Origin of the sequence: Lysobacter arenosi (assembly GCF_016613475.2) — a bacterium.
Lineage (GTDB): Bacteria > Pseudomonadota > Gammaproteobacteria > Xanthomonadales > Xanthomonadaceae > Lysobacter_J > Lysobacter_J arenosi.
Genome location: NZ_CP071517.1, coordinates 1,233,833 through 1,246,877 on the forward strand (window position 1 = coordinate 1,233,833; position 13,045 = coordinate 1,246,877).

Annotated in this window: 10 protein-coding genes and 2 pseudogenes; 4 read left to right on the forward strand and 8 right to left on the reverse strand. The window is 67.7% G+C overall.

Going from position 1 to position 13,045, the window contains the following annotated elements:
* Nucleotides 1-145: 145 nt before the first annotated feature.
* A pseudogene (locus HIV01_RS05820) lies at nt 146-1,078 on the reverse strand (LysR family transcriptional regulator); the annotation flags it as partial.
* Nucleotides 1,079-1,182: 104 nt separating this feature from the next.
* Here HIV01_RS05820 and HIV01_RS05825 point away from each other — a divergent pair.
* Nucleotides 1,183-1,764 (forward strand): FMN-dependent NADH-azoreductase, encoded by a 582-nt coding sequence (locus HIV01_RS05825; RefSeq protein WP_200605380.1) that lies wholly within the window; start codon nt 1,183-1,185, stop codon nt 1,762-1,764.
* Nucleotides 1,765-1,922: 158 nt separating this feature from the next.
* On the opposite strand, the gene serS is transcribed toward HIV01_RS05825, so the two are convergent.
* The gene (serS, locus tag HIV01_RS05830) at nt 1,923-3,215 is read right to left on the reverse strand and encodes a serine--tRNA ligase (protein ID WP_200605381.1); all 1,293 of its coding nucleotides are present in this window, start codon (nt 3,213-3,215) and stop codon (nt 1,923-1,925) included.
* A 123-nt stretch (nt 3,216-3,338) separates the two neighbouring features.
* Here serS and HIV01_RS05835 point away from each other — a divergent pair, with 123 nt between their 5' ends.
* Nucleotides 3,339-4,007: an energy transducer TonB gene (locus tag HIV01_RS05835; RefSeq protein ID WP_200605382.1), complete on the forward strand. Its 669-nt coding sequence runs from the start codon at nt 3,339-3,341 to the stop codon at nt 4,005-4,007.
* A gap of 14 nt (nt 4,008-4,021) precedes the next feature.
* Here HIV01_RS05835 and HIV01_RS05840 read toward each other — a convergent pair whose 3' ends face one another.
* From HIV01_RS05840 to serC, 5 genes and pseudogenes are all read right to left on the reverse strand, one after another.
* Nucleotides 4,022-5,494, reverse strand: a complete 1,473-nt coding sequence (locus HIV01_RS05840; RefSeq protein WP_200605383.1) for an O-antigen ligase family protein — start codon at nt 5,492-5,494, stop codon at nt 4,022-4,024.
* Nucleotides 5,495-5,598: 104 nt separating this feature from the next.
* Nucleotides 5,599-6,927: pseudogene (gene aroA / locus HIV01_RS05845) on the reverse strand (3-phosphoshikimate 1-carboxyvinyltransferase).
* Entirely contained in the window at nt 6,924-8,099 is a 1,176-nt protein-coding gene (gene hisC, locus HIV01_RS05850) for a histidinol-phosphate transaminase (RefSeq protein ID WP_200605385.1), read from the reverse strand. Before hisC ends, aroA begins: the two are co-directional and overlap by 4 nt.
* On the reverse strand, nt 8,096-9,292 hold the full coding sequence (gene pheA / locus HIV01_RS05855) for a prephenate dehydratase (protein WP_200605386.1): 1,197 nt from the start codon (nt 9,290-9,292) through the stop codon (nt 8,096-8,098). The genes hisC and pheA overlap by 4 nt, the downstream gene beginning before the upstream one ends.
* 68 nt (nt 9,293-9,360) lie before the next feature.
* Entirely contained in the window at nt 9,361-10,446 is a 1,086-nt protein-coding gene (gene serC / locus HIV01_RS05860; protein WP_200605387.1) for a 3-phosphoserine/phosphohydroxythreonine transaminase, read from the reverse strand.
* 169 nt (nt 10,447-10,615) lie between these two features.
* On the opposite strand from serC, the gene msrP reads away from it, so the two are divergent.
* Together msrP and msrQ are read left to right on the forward strand one after the other, a co-directional pair.
* Nucleotides 10,616-11,584 carry a protein-methionine-sulfoxide reductase catalytic subunit MsrP gene (msrP, locus tag HIV01_RS05865; protein ID WP_200605388.1) on the forward strand — a complete coding sequence of 323 codons (969 nt, stop codon included), beginning with the start codon at nt 10,616-10,618 and terminating at the stop codon, nt 11,582-11,584.
* Between the two features lie 13 nt (nt 11,585-11,597).
* Nucleotides 11,598-12,245: a protein-methionine-sulfoxide reductase heme-binding subunit MsrQ gene (gene msrQ / locus HIV01_RS05870; RefSeq protein ID WP_200605389.1), complete on the forward strand. Its 648-nt coding sequence runs from the start codon at nt 11,598-11,600 to the stop codon at nt 12,243-12,245.
* Here the strand turns inward: msrQ and HIV01_RS05875 are convergent.
* Nucleotides 12,214-13,011 carry an FHA domain-containing protein gene (locus HIV01_RS05875; protein WP_200605390.1) on the reverse strand — a complete coding sequence of 266 codons (798 nt, stop codon included), beginning with the start codon at nt 13,009-13,011 and terminating at the stop codon, nt 12,214-12,216. The genes msrQ and HIV01_RS05875 overlap by 32 nt on opposite strands.
* Nucleotides 13,012-13,045: the final 34 nt, after the last annotated feature.

The following is a 13,045-nucleotide window of genomic DNA, read 5'->3' on the forward strand; positions in this document are numbered from 1 at the left end:
CCGCGCATTGTCGCATAGCACCCGGGCAGGCTCTCAAGCCTGCGTGCCTGGGCTGGCGCGCCTAAGCCTGCGTGGGAATCCGGATCTCCGGCGCCGGAACCGGCTGGTTGGCGTCTTCCGGGCACGGCATGCCCTTGATCTCCTTGCACTGCAGGCGCGCGGATTCGACCAGGGCCGGGGCTTTCTCGGCGATGAAATCGATGAACACGCGAACCGCAGGCAACAAGCCGCGGCGTGAAGCGAACACGGCGTGGAAGATGCCCTGCGGCAAACGCCAGTTCGGCAGCACCACTTCCAGTTCTCCGCGGCGAACCGCTTCTGCGCAGATGGTCTCGGGCAACAGCGTGATGCCCACGCCCTGCTGGGCCAGCGACATCAGCATCGGGAAGTCGAAGCCCATCACGCGCGGCTTCAGTTCGATCCGGCGCACGTCGCCATCGGGACCGTGCAGCTCCCAGCGTTGGCGCGCGTCGTCCTCGCTCATGCTCAGGGTGACGTGGTCGCCGAGTTCGTCGGGGTTCTTCGGTCGGCCCATTCGACGCAGGTAGTCCGGGCTGGCGACCAGCAGTTCCTGGATCTGACCGAAGCTGCGCATGACCAGGCTACCGTCGTCATCGAGCTTGGCGCGAACGCGCAGGGCGACGTCGATGCCTTCATTGATGATGTCGACGCGACGGTTGCTGACCAGCAACTGCACCCGCACCTGCGGGAAGCGCGCGAGGAACTCCGGCAGCAGCTTGGGCATCTGCTGCTGCGCCATTGCTACCGGCACGCTGACACGGATCACTCCGCGTGGCTCAGCGCTCAGGCGGTCGACCACCTCGTGCGCTGCCTGGGCTTCGGCCAGCATCGACTGCGCATGGCGGTAGACGCTGTTGCCTACGTCGGTGACGGCGAACCGGCGGGTGGAACGCTGCAGCAGCCGGACGCCCAGGTCCGTCTCGAGCTGGCTGATGCGTCGGCTCAGGCGCGACTTGGGGATGCCCAGCGCGCGCTCGGCGGCGGCGAAGCCGCCGTGCTCGACCACCATCGCGAAGTAGTAGAGGTCGTTCAGGTCCTGCATGGCGATAATTCCAATTCCAGAACAGTTAGTGGTAGTTGACCAGCTTTATCCCAAATAAGCAACGGCCTAGATTGGCGTCCAACCCGGCACTCCCGCCGAATCTGCTGCAGAGGCCCGTCATGAAACTGCTCCACCTCGACTCCAGCGCCCTGGGCGCAAACTCCATCACCCGTGAGATCAGCGCTGCCATCGTCAAGCGCTGGCAGGAATCGCACGCCGACCTGACGGTCGAATACCGCGACCTGGACTCGGACCCGATCCCGCACCTGACCGGCCGCGCCCTGGCCAAGGCCGACCAGGCCGAGGCGGACGCCAATGAAGCCGTGATCCAGCAGTTCCTCGATGCCGATGTAGTGGTGATTGGCACCCCGTTTTACAACTTCGGCATCCCCTCGACGCTGAAGGCGTGGATTGACCGGGTCGCCGTCGCCGGCCGCACCTTCCGTTACACCGAGGCCGGCCCGGAGGGCCTGGCCGGTGGCAAGCGCGTGATCATCGCCAGCGGTCGCGGCGGCATCTATGGCGACGTCAGCCCGGCTGACTTCCAGGAGTCGTACCTGCGCCATGTGTTCGGCTTCCTCGGCGTGACCGAGCTGGAGATCGTCCGTGCCGAAGGCGTGGCCTACTCGGACCAGCACCGTTCCGACGCCCTGGCCGCTGCCCATGCGTCCATCCGTTCGCCTTTGGCACAGGCCGCCTGATTCAGGCTGTCTGACTAGGCGTTCCCGGCCCATCCCTCCCCGCTTGGGCCGCGGGAACGCGACGGGCCCGCATTGCGGGCCCGTTTTTTTGGAAGTGGCTGCCCGCATTGCGGGCCCGTTTCTTGGGAATTGCGGCCCACATTGCGGGCCGTAATCGCTTAAGCGATGCGGTCCTGACCGCCCATGTACGGGCGCAGGATCTCGGGCACGGTGATCGAGCCGTCCTCGTTCTGGTAGTTCTCCATCACCGCGATCAGCGCGCGGCCGACGGCCACGCCCGAGCCGTTGAGGGTATGCACCAGTTCCGGCTTGCCCGTGGCCGGGTTGCGCCAGCGCGCCTGCATGCGACGCGCCTGGAAGGACTCGCAGTTGGAGCACGAGGAAATCTCGCGGTAGGTGTCCTGCGACGGCAGCCAGACTTCGAGATCGTAGGTCTTGGTCGCGGCGAAGCCCATGTCGCCGGTGCACAGCAGCACCCGGCGGTACGGCAGGCCGAGCTTCTCGAGCACCACCTCGGCGCAGCGCGTCATGCGGTCGTGTTCGGCGTAGCTCTCTTCCGGCTGGGCGATGGTGACCAGCTCGACCTTCTCGAACTGGTGCTGGCGGATCATGCCGCGGGTATCACGGCCGTGGCTGCCCGCTTCGGCGCGGAAGCACATCGAATGCGCCGTCATGCGCAACGGCATGGCATCGGCCTCGACGATCTCGTCGCGGACGATGTTCGTCAGCGGCACTTCCGAGGTCGGGATCAGGTAGCGCTTGTGCGCGCTCTCACCGTCACCGACCGAAGTGGCGAACAGGTCATCCTCGAACTTCGGCAACTGGCCGGTGCCGCGCATGCTGTCGGCATTGACCAGCAGCGGCACGCTGGTTTCCTGGTAGCCGTGCTCGTTGGTGTGCAGGTCGAGCATGAACTGAGCCAGGGCCCGGTGCAGGCGCGCGAGCTGCCCGCGCAACACGGTGAAGCGCGCGCCGCTGAGCTTGGCGGCGGTGTCGCCGTCGAGCCAGCCATTGCGCGCGCCCAGTTCGACGTGGTCCTTGACCGCAAAGTCGAACTTGCGCGGCGTGCCCCAGCGGTGCTGCTCGACGTTGTCGCTTTCGTCCTGGCCGGCGGGTACCGACTCGTGCGGCAGATTGGGGATCGTCAGCGCAATCGCCTCGATCTCGCCGCGGATGGTTTCCAGGCGCGCCTCGCTGGCCTTGAGCTCGTCGCCGAAACCGGCGACTTCGGCCATCAGCGGCGCGACATCCTCGCCCTTGGCCTTGGCCATGCCGATCGCCTTGGAACGGGTATTGCGCAGGTTCTGCAGCTCCTGGGTGCGGATCTGGATCTGCTTGCGCTCGGCTTCCAGCGCTTCCACCGCACTGGCGTCGAGGTCGTAGCCCCGGCTCTGGCGCAGGCGCTGCGCGAGTTCGACGGGGTTTTGGCGCAACAGGTTCGGATCGAGCATTGTCAGGGGCGTGGGTGATCGAGGTCGCGATTATCGCGTGTAACCGCCTCCCACCGCGACCGGTTGCCGAATCATTAACGCCAGGCTCGTCAGAATCGGCTGAGAAACCCACACGGACGCCTCATGTCCCTATCCGCTCCTGCGACACCGCGTCCTTCCACCACACGCTCCTGGCAGTCCGCCCTGACCGACTGGCTGCCTGCCCGACGCTCGCTGTTGTGGGTGCTGATGGCATTCGTCGCCGGTCTGCTGCTGTTCGCCCTGGTGCTCGGGCTGGGACGCGACCGTGGGAACGAGCGTGGCGGGACGACACTTCCGACGGCGGCATCCCCGCAATACGCGCCCCTGCCCGCTCCCTTGCCCGCCGCCGGTAGCGATGGCGCGAGCCGCCTGGCCAAGCCGCCGGGGGCGGATGTTGCCGAAGGCGACGAACAACCCCGGCTGGTCGAGACCGGGCCGCCGGCACCGCCTCCGACCCTGCCCCAGCCTGCTGCTGCGCCAACCCCGGTGGCGGCCAGCCGTCCGGAACCCGTCGCGGGACAGACACCATCCCCCCGCTATCCCGCACAGGCGCTGCGTCGCGGCGAAAGCGGCACGGTCAACCTGCGGGTCGAAATCGGCCCCGACGGCGTGCCGGCACAGGTCAGCGTCGATGGCAGCAGTGGCTCGCGGTACCTCGATCGCGCCGCGGTCGATGCGGTACGCCGCTGGCGCTTCCGTCCGGCGATGAGCAACGGTCAGCCGGTCAGCGGCTCGGTGATCGTTCCGATCAGGTTCGACGCCCAGCGCTGACCGGGCTAAACGCCTCAGGCAGTCGCGTCGCGACGCCGGATCAACGCGTAGGCGATGCAACAGCCGAACAGGAGTTCCAGCGGCGCGCGCGCGTACTCGAAACGCCACAGCAGCGAATCGAAGGCATTGGCCACCAGCACGATGCCAACGCACCCGGCGAGCGCCCAGAAGCTGGCGGTGGAAATGATGCCGCTGCGCCACGCCAGGACCAGTTCGCGGACCACCAGTACGAACAGCGTCAACAGCAGCAGCGAGCCGACCAGCCCCATGCCGACCAGCGCGTCAAGGTACGAGTTGTGCAGGTGGACGTGGCGCTCGCCGGCCAGGTCCAGGTGCGCCGATGTGATCAGCGCGGGAGTGGAGTCCAGGCCCCAGCCGAGTAACGGGCGCTCCTTGAACTTCTGGACGCCCAGCTCGTAAAGGCGCACGCGAATGCCGATCGCCTTGTTGCCGGGGATGGCCGTGTCGAGGGTCGAAGTGCCTTCTGCGCCTGACGTCGGGCCGGTTGGCGCGGATGGCGCCGCGACGCGCGGCGGCGACGCAGCGGCGGATCCCTTCGAAGGACCGTGGTTGATTCGCGGCGGTTCGGCGGCCCTGGCAGGATCGGCAGGCGCGACGAGTTCCGCTGCCTGCTCGGCTGCAGGCAGGATGCGCTCGGCACCAGCGAACCGGATCGCGAAGATGTCGCGCGCGCCAAGCACGAGCAGCACCGATATCAGCGCCCCGAGCACGATGGGCTGCCACGGCAGCGTTCGCATCCCGCGCGGGCGCCGGGTCAGCCAATAGCCCAGGATCGCCAGCGGCGTGGCGGACAGGAAGGCCAGCCACGCCCCGCGTGACTGCGAAAACAGCAGCACGCAGAAGCTTCCGGCGTAGGCGGCGAGCCCCACGGCAAGCAGCCAGTTGCGGCGGCGCCCGCGGGGGTGGTCGCGCCAGATACCGATCAGCAGGCACAGGGCCAGCCAGCCGCCGACGGCGGCAAGTTGCCCGCTGAGGTTCTCGGGAATGCCGAAACGCGGCCGCATCTGGCCTTCCCAGATCGCCGGCAGGGCGTGCCACGGCATGTGGTACAGCACGGCCACCAGCAGACCCAGCACCATCAACCCGAGCAACCCCGGGATGGCTCGCGGGCACACCGAAAGCCACCAGCCAACCACGCAGGCGAACACTCCCAGGCGCACTAGCTTGGCCGCCGTGGACAACTGGTCGGCGTACGAGATCTGGGGGACAACCCAGGTCGCATAGAAGGAGTGCACGATCAGGAAAGCGATGAACCCCCCGAGCAAGCGCACGACCGGCAGCGCGGCAAGCTCGCGCCACGGCGTGCGCCCGGCAAAGAACATCGCCACCAGCGCCATCCCTGCCCCGAATTCCGGCCGCATGTACAGGTCGAAATCGGTCATGGCGAAGAACGCCAGGAAGCCCAGGCTGCACAACGCGACCCGCAACAGGCGCGGGGTCACGTCGACCTCGATCAGAGGCCGCACGGGTACCGACCTGCGGCCACGGCGGCCGCGCATGTCCGTGTCAAAAGTCTGGTGGGACACAAGCGTCGATTCGTGGGCACGGACAAGACATGCCTGAGTCTAATTCAGTGCGCCGCCCCCAACCAGATGCCCGCTTTGGCGGCGAGGGTGTCGAAGCCTGGAAACGAGGTTGCCACGTTGGCTACGTCCAGGATCCGGACCTCGCCCCGGGCCCGCTGCGCGGCCACGGCAAAGCTCATGGCGATGCGGTGGTCACCGTGGCTGTCGACCGTGCCCGGCCCTATCGGCCCGGGCACGATGGTCGCGCCGTCCGGATGCTCCTCGACCTCGATGCCCAGCGCCCGCAGGCCCTGCGCCATGGTGGCGATGCGATCGGACTCCTTGACCCGCAGTTCGGCGGCATCGCGGATCGTGGTATTGCCCTGCGCGCACGCGGCGGCCACGAACAGCGCCGGGAACTCGTCGATCATGTCTGGCGCCAGGTCGCCGGCCACCTCGATGCCGTGCAGCGGCGCGTGCCGGACGACCAGGTCGGCCACCGGTTCGCCGCCCTGCTCGCTGGCGTTCTCCTCGCGGATGTCCGCGCCCATGCGGCGCAGCGCGGTCAGCAGACCGGTACGGCGCGGGTTCATGCCGACCGCCTCGAGGCGAAGCTCCGAGCCGGGAATGATGCTGGCGGCCACCAGGAAGAATGCCGCCGAAGAAAAGTCGGCCGGGACCGCCACATCCGTGGCGCGCAGGCGGTGCCCGCCCTGCAGACGGGCATAGCCGGGCGCGAACTCGATCGGCCAACCGAACGCGGCCAGCATGCGTTCGGTGTAATCCCGGGTCGGGTGCGGCTCGTGCACGATCGTCTCGCCATCGGCATACAGGCCAGCCAGCAGCAGCGCCGACTTCACCTAGGCGCTGGCGACCGGCAGCGTGTAATCGATGCCGTGCAGGGTTGCGGCGCCCTGGATCCGCAGCGGCGGCAAACCGTCGCCCTCCGAGCCGATCACCGCGCCCATCTTCGCCAGCGGGTCGATCACGCGGCGCATCGGTCGCTTCGACAAGGAGGCGTCGCCAACCAGCACGCTGTCGAAGGCCTGCCCCGCCAGCACGCCGGCCAGCAGGCGCATGCCGGTGCCGGCATTGCCGCAGTCGAGTACGGCCTCGCTGCCGCGCAACCCATGCAGACCGACGCCGTGGACGATGCGCTCGCTGGCGCTGGGCGTGAGGATGCGCACGCCGAGTTGCTCGAACACGCGCGCCGTGGCCCGCGTGTCCTCGCCTTCGAGGAAACCGCTGATGCGGGTGGTGCCCTCGGCCAGGGCGGCGAGCATGATCGCCCGGTGCGAGACCGACTTGTCGCCGGGAACACGGATGCTGCCGCGCAGGGGCTTCCCGGCATGGGCGATCCAGTCCTGTCGCGTCGCGCCGGTCGCCACACTCATGCCAGCACCTCGTCCAGTGCCGCCAGCAGGCGCCGGTTCTCGTCGACCGTGCCGACGGTGATCCGCAGGCAGTGCGGCAATCCGTAGCCGCCCATCGGACGCAGCACCACACCGCGCGCCACCAGGTCGGCTTCGATCCGTGCGGTGCGCGGGCCGAACTCGACCAGCAGGAAATTCGTCTGCGAGGGATAAACGCGCAGGCCACGCTGGCCCAGCTGCGCCGCCAGCGCCGCGCGCTGTTCGGCATTGCGGGCGCAGGCCATGTGCAAGTGTTCTTCATCCCCCAGCGCCGCTTCGCAGGCCGCCAGCGCCGGTCCATTGACATTGAAACTCTCGCGCAGGCGCTCCATCACCGCGACCAGTCCGGGCGCGCCAATCAGGTAACCCACGCGCAAACCAGCCAATCCATAGGCTTTGCTGAAGGTGCGCGTCAGCAACAGGTTCGGGTGCGCGCCGAGCAGCGGCAGTGCGCTGGCGGCATCGGCGTCGGCATCGGCCATCTCGGCGTACGCCTCGTCCATCACCACGATGACTTCATCGGGCACCTGCGCCAGGAACGTGGCGAGGGCCTGCCGGCCAAACCACGTGCCGGTCGGGTTGTTCGGATTGGCCAGGAACACCAGCTTGGTCCTGGCCGAAACGGCCTTGGCGATCGCGTCGAGGTCATGCCCCAGCGGCATCGTGGCGTCGTCGCCGGGCAGCGCATCGACCATGCGCAGGGTGGCGCCGGCGGCCTGGGTCGCCAGCGCGAACACCGCAAAGCCATACCGCGAGCAGACGACTTCATCGCCGGGACCAGCGAACACCTGGCCCAGTTGCATCAGCAGTTCGTGCGAGCCGTTGCCGAGCAGGATCTGCGCAATGTCGACGCCGTGCTTTGCTGCCAGTGCGCGCTTGAGATCGGCGCCCAGCGGATCGGGATACCGGTGCAGCGCCTGGAGCTGGGCGACGATGGCGTCGCGCGCGGCCGGCGATGGGCCGTACGGATTCTCGTTGGAGCCCAGCTCGACCAGGTTGGCCTCACCCAAGCGCTTGCGCATCGCCACCAGGTCATGGCCTGGATCGTAGGCGCGCAGCCGCTGCACGCCAGCGCTGGCGCGCGATGCGAACCAGGCCTCGTCGAATGCGTGTTCGCCGTGTGCATGCCCGTCGCGGCCAACCGCCTGGCTCATGCGATCGCCACCGGGTAGGAACCCAGCACCTTCACTTCCTGCGCGTACTCATCCAGCTCGTCCAGCGCGCGGCGCATCGCCTCGTCGTGGACGTGGCCGCCGACATCGATGAAGAACGCGTACTGCCACAGGCCGGTGTGACCTGGACGCGATTCGATGCGGTTCATGCTCAGGCCGTGACGGGCGAACGGCGCCAGCACGTGATGGAGCGCACCGGGCTGGTCCTTGATGAACACCAGCAGCGACGTGCGGTCGTTGCCCGAGGTCGGGAACAGTTCGCGACCGAGCACGAGGAAGCGCGTAGTGTTGTCGGGACGATCCTCGATCGGCCCGGCGATGGATTTGAGGCCATAGACGTTGGCCGCGCTGATGCCGGCGATGGCGGCAGCGTCGTCGGCACTGCGCGCGCGGCGCGCGGCCTCGGCGTTGCTGCCAACCGCGATCTTCTCCGCCTTGGGCAGGTACTGGCGCAGCCAGGCCTTGCACTGGGCGAACGACTGCGGGTGCGAGTAGACCCGCTCGATGTCCTCGATGCGACCACTGCGCGAAAGCAGGTGCTGGTGCACGCGCAACTCGACTTCGCCGCAGATCTTCAGCTTGGAGGTCAGGAACATGTCCAGCGTCGACTGGATCGTGCCCTGCGTGGAGTTCTCCACCGGCACTACGCCGAAGTCGGCATGGCCGGCCTCCACTTCCTGGAACACTTCTTCGATGCTGCCCAGCGGCAGGCCGTGGATCGAGTGGCCGAAGTGCTTGTAGACCGCCTGCTGCGAATGCGTGCCTTCCGGGCCGAGGTAACCGATCTTCAACGGCTCCTGCTGGGCCAGGCAGGCCGACATGATCTCGCGGAACAGACGCACCAGCACTTCATCGTTGAGCGGGCCATCGTTGCGATCGACCACGCGGCGCAGCACCTGCGCCTCACGCTCCGGGCGGTAGTAGTCCACGGCCGCGGCCAGCTTGCCCTTGGCCTTGCCGACCTGGTTGGCAAACTGCGCGCGTTCGGCGATCAACTGCTGGATGTGGCGGTCGATGCCGTCGATGCGCTCGCGCAGGGCGAGCAGGTCGGCCGGAATCGGCGCTGCATGCCCTTCAGGGGCCGGGGTCTTCGCGACCTTGCCGGTCGCGGCCTTGGTCCTCGCCGGTGCCTTCTTTGCCGCGGCCTTGGCCGGGGTCTTCTTGCCAATGCTCATTTCGATGTTTGCCTCGGTTGCCTCGGTTGCCCCCCTTTCCCGCCTGCGGGAGAGGGACTGATGTTTCTTCAGCCGTTGCGCTGCTGGAAATCGCGCATGAACGTTGCCAGCGCCTGCACGCCGGCTTCCGGCATCGCGTTGTAGATCGACGCGCGCATGCCGCCAAGCACGCGATGCCCCTTGAGCGAGATCATTCCGTTCTGCGCGGCCCGCTCGAGGAAGGCCGCGTCCAAGGAGGGATCGTGCAGGAAGAACGGAATGTTCATGCGCGAACGGGCAGCCACCGCGACATCATTTCGATAGAAGCCACCGGAATGGTCGATCACGTCATACAGCAGGCCGGCTTTGCGGGCGTTGCGACGGGCGAACTCCTCCACGCCGCCTTCGGCCAGCATCCACTTGAACACCAGTCCGGCCAGGTACCAGTTCCAGGTCGGCGGCGTGTTGAGCATCGAGTCGCCCTTGAGGTGGGCGCGGTAGTCAAGGATCTCGGCGCGCGGCTGGCCGGCACGCTCGAGCAGGTCGCGACGCACGATCACCACCGCGACACCGACCGGGCCCAGGTTCTTCTGCGCGCCGCCATAGATCAGCCCGAAGCGCGACACATCCAGTGGCTCGGACGCGATCGAGGAGCTGAAGTCGGCAAACAGCGGGACCTCGCCGACGTCGGGAATGTCGTGGAACTCGACGCCATGGATGGTTTCGTTGGCGGTGTAGTGGACGTAGGCGGCATCGGGCGAAAGCTTCCACGTCTCGCGACCGGGAATGTCGCGGAACCCACCCGGTTCGCCATCGGCGGCCACGTTGACATCGCAGTACGGCCGCACCTGCTTCAGCGCGGTCTTGCCCCAGTGGCCGGTGACCACGTAGTCGACGCGCTGGCCCGGCGAAGTGAAGTTGAGCGCCATCAGTGCCTGCTGCGCCGTCGCCCCGCCCTGCAGGAACAGCACCGCATAGTCGTCCGGAATCGAGACCAGCCGGCGCAGGTCAGCTTCGGCCTGGGCGGCGACCTCCATGAATTCCGGACCGCGATGGCTGAGCTCGACGATCGAAGCGCCCACGCCGTGCCAATCCATCAGCTCTTCCTGGGCCTGTCGCAGCACCGGCTCGGGCAGGGTCGCGGGGCCGGCGGCGAAATTGAAGGCGCGGGACATGAACGCTCCAGTCAGGAAGGGGTGGTGGGGCTGGGCGGCCAAGTATGCCGCACTGCAACAGGTAGCGGATTCATGGTTTCCCACGCAACTTTTCCCTCGCTGCCTCCCTCTATAGTCAGTGGACGGCGCGCTCCCCCCTCGCGCACCGACGCATCATCCGGAGTTGGACATGTCGCTGCGTGACGCACTGAAGATCCCCTCATCGCAAATCACCGACGAAGCGGTTTACCGCGAACGCCGGCAGTTCCTCGCCGCGTTCGCCGCGGTGCCGGCGCTGGCCCTGCCCGGCTGCTCGGAGGCCGAGCCTCCGCCGCCGCCGAAAACGGCGATCACGCCGGCGCAGGCGCGCTCGGGTTTCCGCACCGACGAACCGCTGACGCGGTTCGAAGACATCACCACTTACAACAACTTCTACGAGTTCGGCACCGGCAAGGCGGACCCGTCGAAGGCCGCGCGCACGCTGCGCACGCGTCCGTGGTCGGTTGCCGTCGGCGGCCATTGCGCCAAACCCGGCACAGTCTCGCTCGACGACCTGATCAAGGGCCTCACTCCCGAGGAGCGTGTCTATCGACTGCGCTGCGTAGAAGGCTGGTCGATGGTGATCCCGTGGCTGGGCGTGCCGCTGGCGGCGGTGCTCAAGCGTTTCGAACCGACCTCGCAAGCCAAGTTCGTCGCCTTCACCACCCTGGCCGACCCCAAGCAGATGCCGGGCGTCGCCTACCGCTCGATCGACTGGCCGTACCGGGAGGGTCTGCGCATCGACGAAGCCATGAACCCGCTGTCGCTATTGGCCACCGGCATCTACGGCAAGCCGCTGCTGCAGCAGAACGGTGCGCCGCTGCGACTGGTGACGCCGTGGAAGTACGGCTTCAAATCAATCAAGTCGATCGTCGCCATCGACTTCGTCGAGAAGATGCCGGAGACCGCCTGGCACGAGCTCCAACCCAGCGAGTACGGCTTCTTCTCCAACGTCAACCCGAACGTCGACCATCCGCGCTGGAGCCAGAAGACCGAGCGCCGCATCGCCGGTACCACCAGCAAGCTCTTCGCCGAGCGCATTCCCACGCGCCTGTTCAACGGCTATGCCGACCAGGTGGCCGGCATGTACACCGGTCTCGACCTGAAGAAGTGGTTCTGACGACGTGGCTGGCATGAAAGTGTGGCGACCCGGCCCGCGCGCCCTGTTCGCCAGCAAGTCCCTGGTGCACCTGCTGGCGCTGACGCCGGCGGCGATCCTGGCCTGGCAGATCCGCGACGAGTTCCTCACCGGCAGCGGTGGCCTCGGCGCCGACCCGGTGGCGGCCATCGAACACCGGCTCGGCCTGTGGGCGTTGCGGTTCCTGATGATCACCCTGGCGATCACGCCGCTGCGGCAACTGACCAACCAGCCGGCGCTGCTGCGCTTTCGTCGCATGCTCGGGCTGTATGTCTTCGCCTACGCGACGCTGCACCTGACCGCCTACCTGGTGCTCGACCTGCGCGGCTACTGGACGCAGATCTTCGAGGAGATCGTCAAACGCCCCTACATCACCGTCGGTTTCGCGGCGTGGCTGTTGCTGCTGCCGTTGGCGATCACCTCGACCCAGGCGGCGATCCGCCGGCTCGGCCGCAACTGGGCCCGCCTGCATCAGCTGGTCTATGTCATCGCCGTGCTGGCGGTGCTGCACTTCTGGTGGCTGGTGAAATCCGACATCCGCGAACCGGCGCTGTATGCCGGCATCCTGGCGGTGCTGCTGGGCTGGCGCGGCTGGAAGAAGCTGCGGGCGATCAACGCGCGCCGTACAGCAACAGCAGGCTGAGCGCGGCGGCGATCAGCAGCGCCGCCAACAGCAGCCACGGCATGCGCCGCACCGACTGCGGCAAGGTCGACGGAGCCCGCGGCTCCTCGACCAGCACAGGCCGTGACGGTGCCGGCGCCGATGCTTCGACGCCGGCGATGCGCTGCACCGGGGCCTCGACGACGAAACGGTGCTGGTTGCCGAACACGACCTGGTCGCCCGGCTGCAGCAGCGCATGGCGCACGGGACGACCATTGACGATGGTGCCTTCCACCGAACCCAGGTCGCGCAGCACAACGCCATCGGCATGGGCTTCGAGGCGGGCGTGGCGGTCGACGAACGAGGCTTCGTTGATGCGGATGTCGCACTCGCCGGCGCGGCCGACGGTGCGCGGCCGGTCGAGGGTGAAGCTGCGGCCGTGGTGCGGGCCGCCCACCCCTCGCAGCAGCATCCGCGTGTCGGCGCCACCGGAGAATCCGTAATCGACCGGTGCAGGCAGCGGGTCGGCCGCAAGCAGCAACAGCTCGATGCCGTCGACGAAGATCGCGTCGCCGACGCGCAGCATCGCCATCCGCCGCACCGGGCGGCCGTTGACGTGAAGGCCGCGTGCGCCTTCACGCACCTGCAACCAGACGCCACGGCGGTCCACGCAGAACTGCACCAGGGCAGCATCGATCGAGCCCGGGCGCAGCGCGCCCTGGCTGTCGTAGCCAATGGCATGCACGCCCGGGCTCAGCGCCAGGTCGGCATGTTCTCGGTTCTGGAATCGCAGTCTTAGGGAATTCACGCCCGCGCAATCTAGCATGCGTCACACACTTGGA

What these genes read in the sequence shown, in the direction of transcription:
- msrQ (WP_200605389.1), top strand. Translation starts at nt 11,598, where the DNA reads ATGAAAGTGTGGCGACCCGGCCCGCGCGCCCTGTTCGCCAGCAAGTCC.
- HIV01_RS05825 (WP_200605380.1), top strand. Translation starts at nt 1,183, where the DNA reads ATGAAACTGCTCCACCTCGACTCCAGCGCCCTGGGCGCAAACTCCATC.
- serC (WP_200605387.1), bottom strand. Translation starts at nt 10,446, where the DNA reads ATGTCCCGCGCCTTCAATTTCGCCGCCGGCCCCGCGACCCTGCCCGAG.
- HIV01_RS05835 (WP_200605382.1), top strand. Translation starts at nt 3,339, where the DNA reads ATGTCCCTATCCGCTCCTGCGACACCGCGTCCTTCCACCACACGCTCC.
- msrP (WP_200605388.1), top strand. Translation starts at nt 10,616, where the DNA reads ATGTCGCTGCGTGACGCACTGAAGATCCCCTCATCGCAAATCACCGAC.
- hisC (WP_200605385.1), bottom strand. Translation starts at nt 8,099, where the DNA reads ATGAGCCAGGCGGTTGGCCGCGACGGGCATGCACACGGCGAACACGCA.
- serS (WP_200605381.1), bottom strand. Translation starts at nt 3,215, where the DNA reads ATGCTCGATCCGAACCTGTTGCGCCAAAACCCCGTCGAACTCGCGCAG.
- pheA (WP_200605386.1), bottom strand. Translation starts at nt 9,292, where the DNA reads ATGAGCATTGGCAAGAAGACCCCGGCCAAGGCCGCGGCAAAGAAGGCA.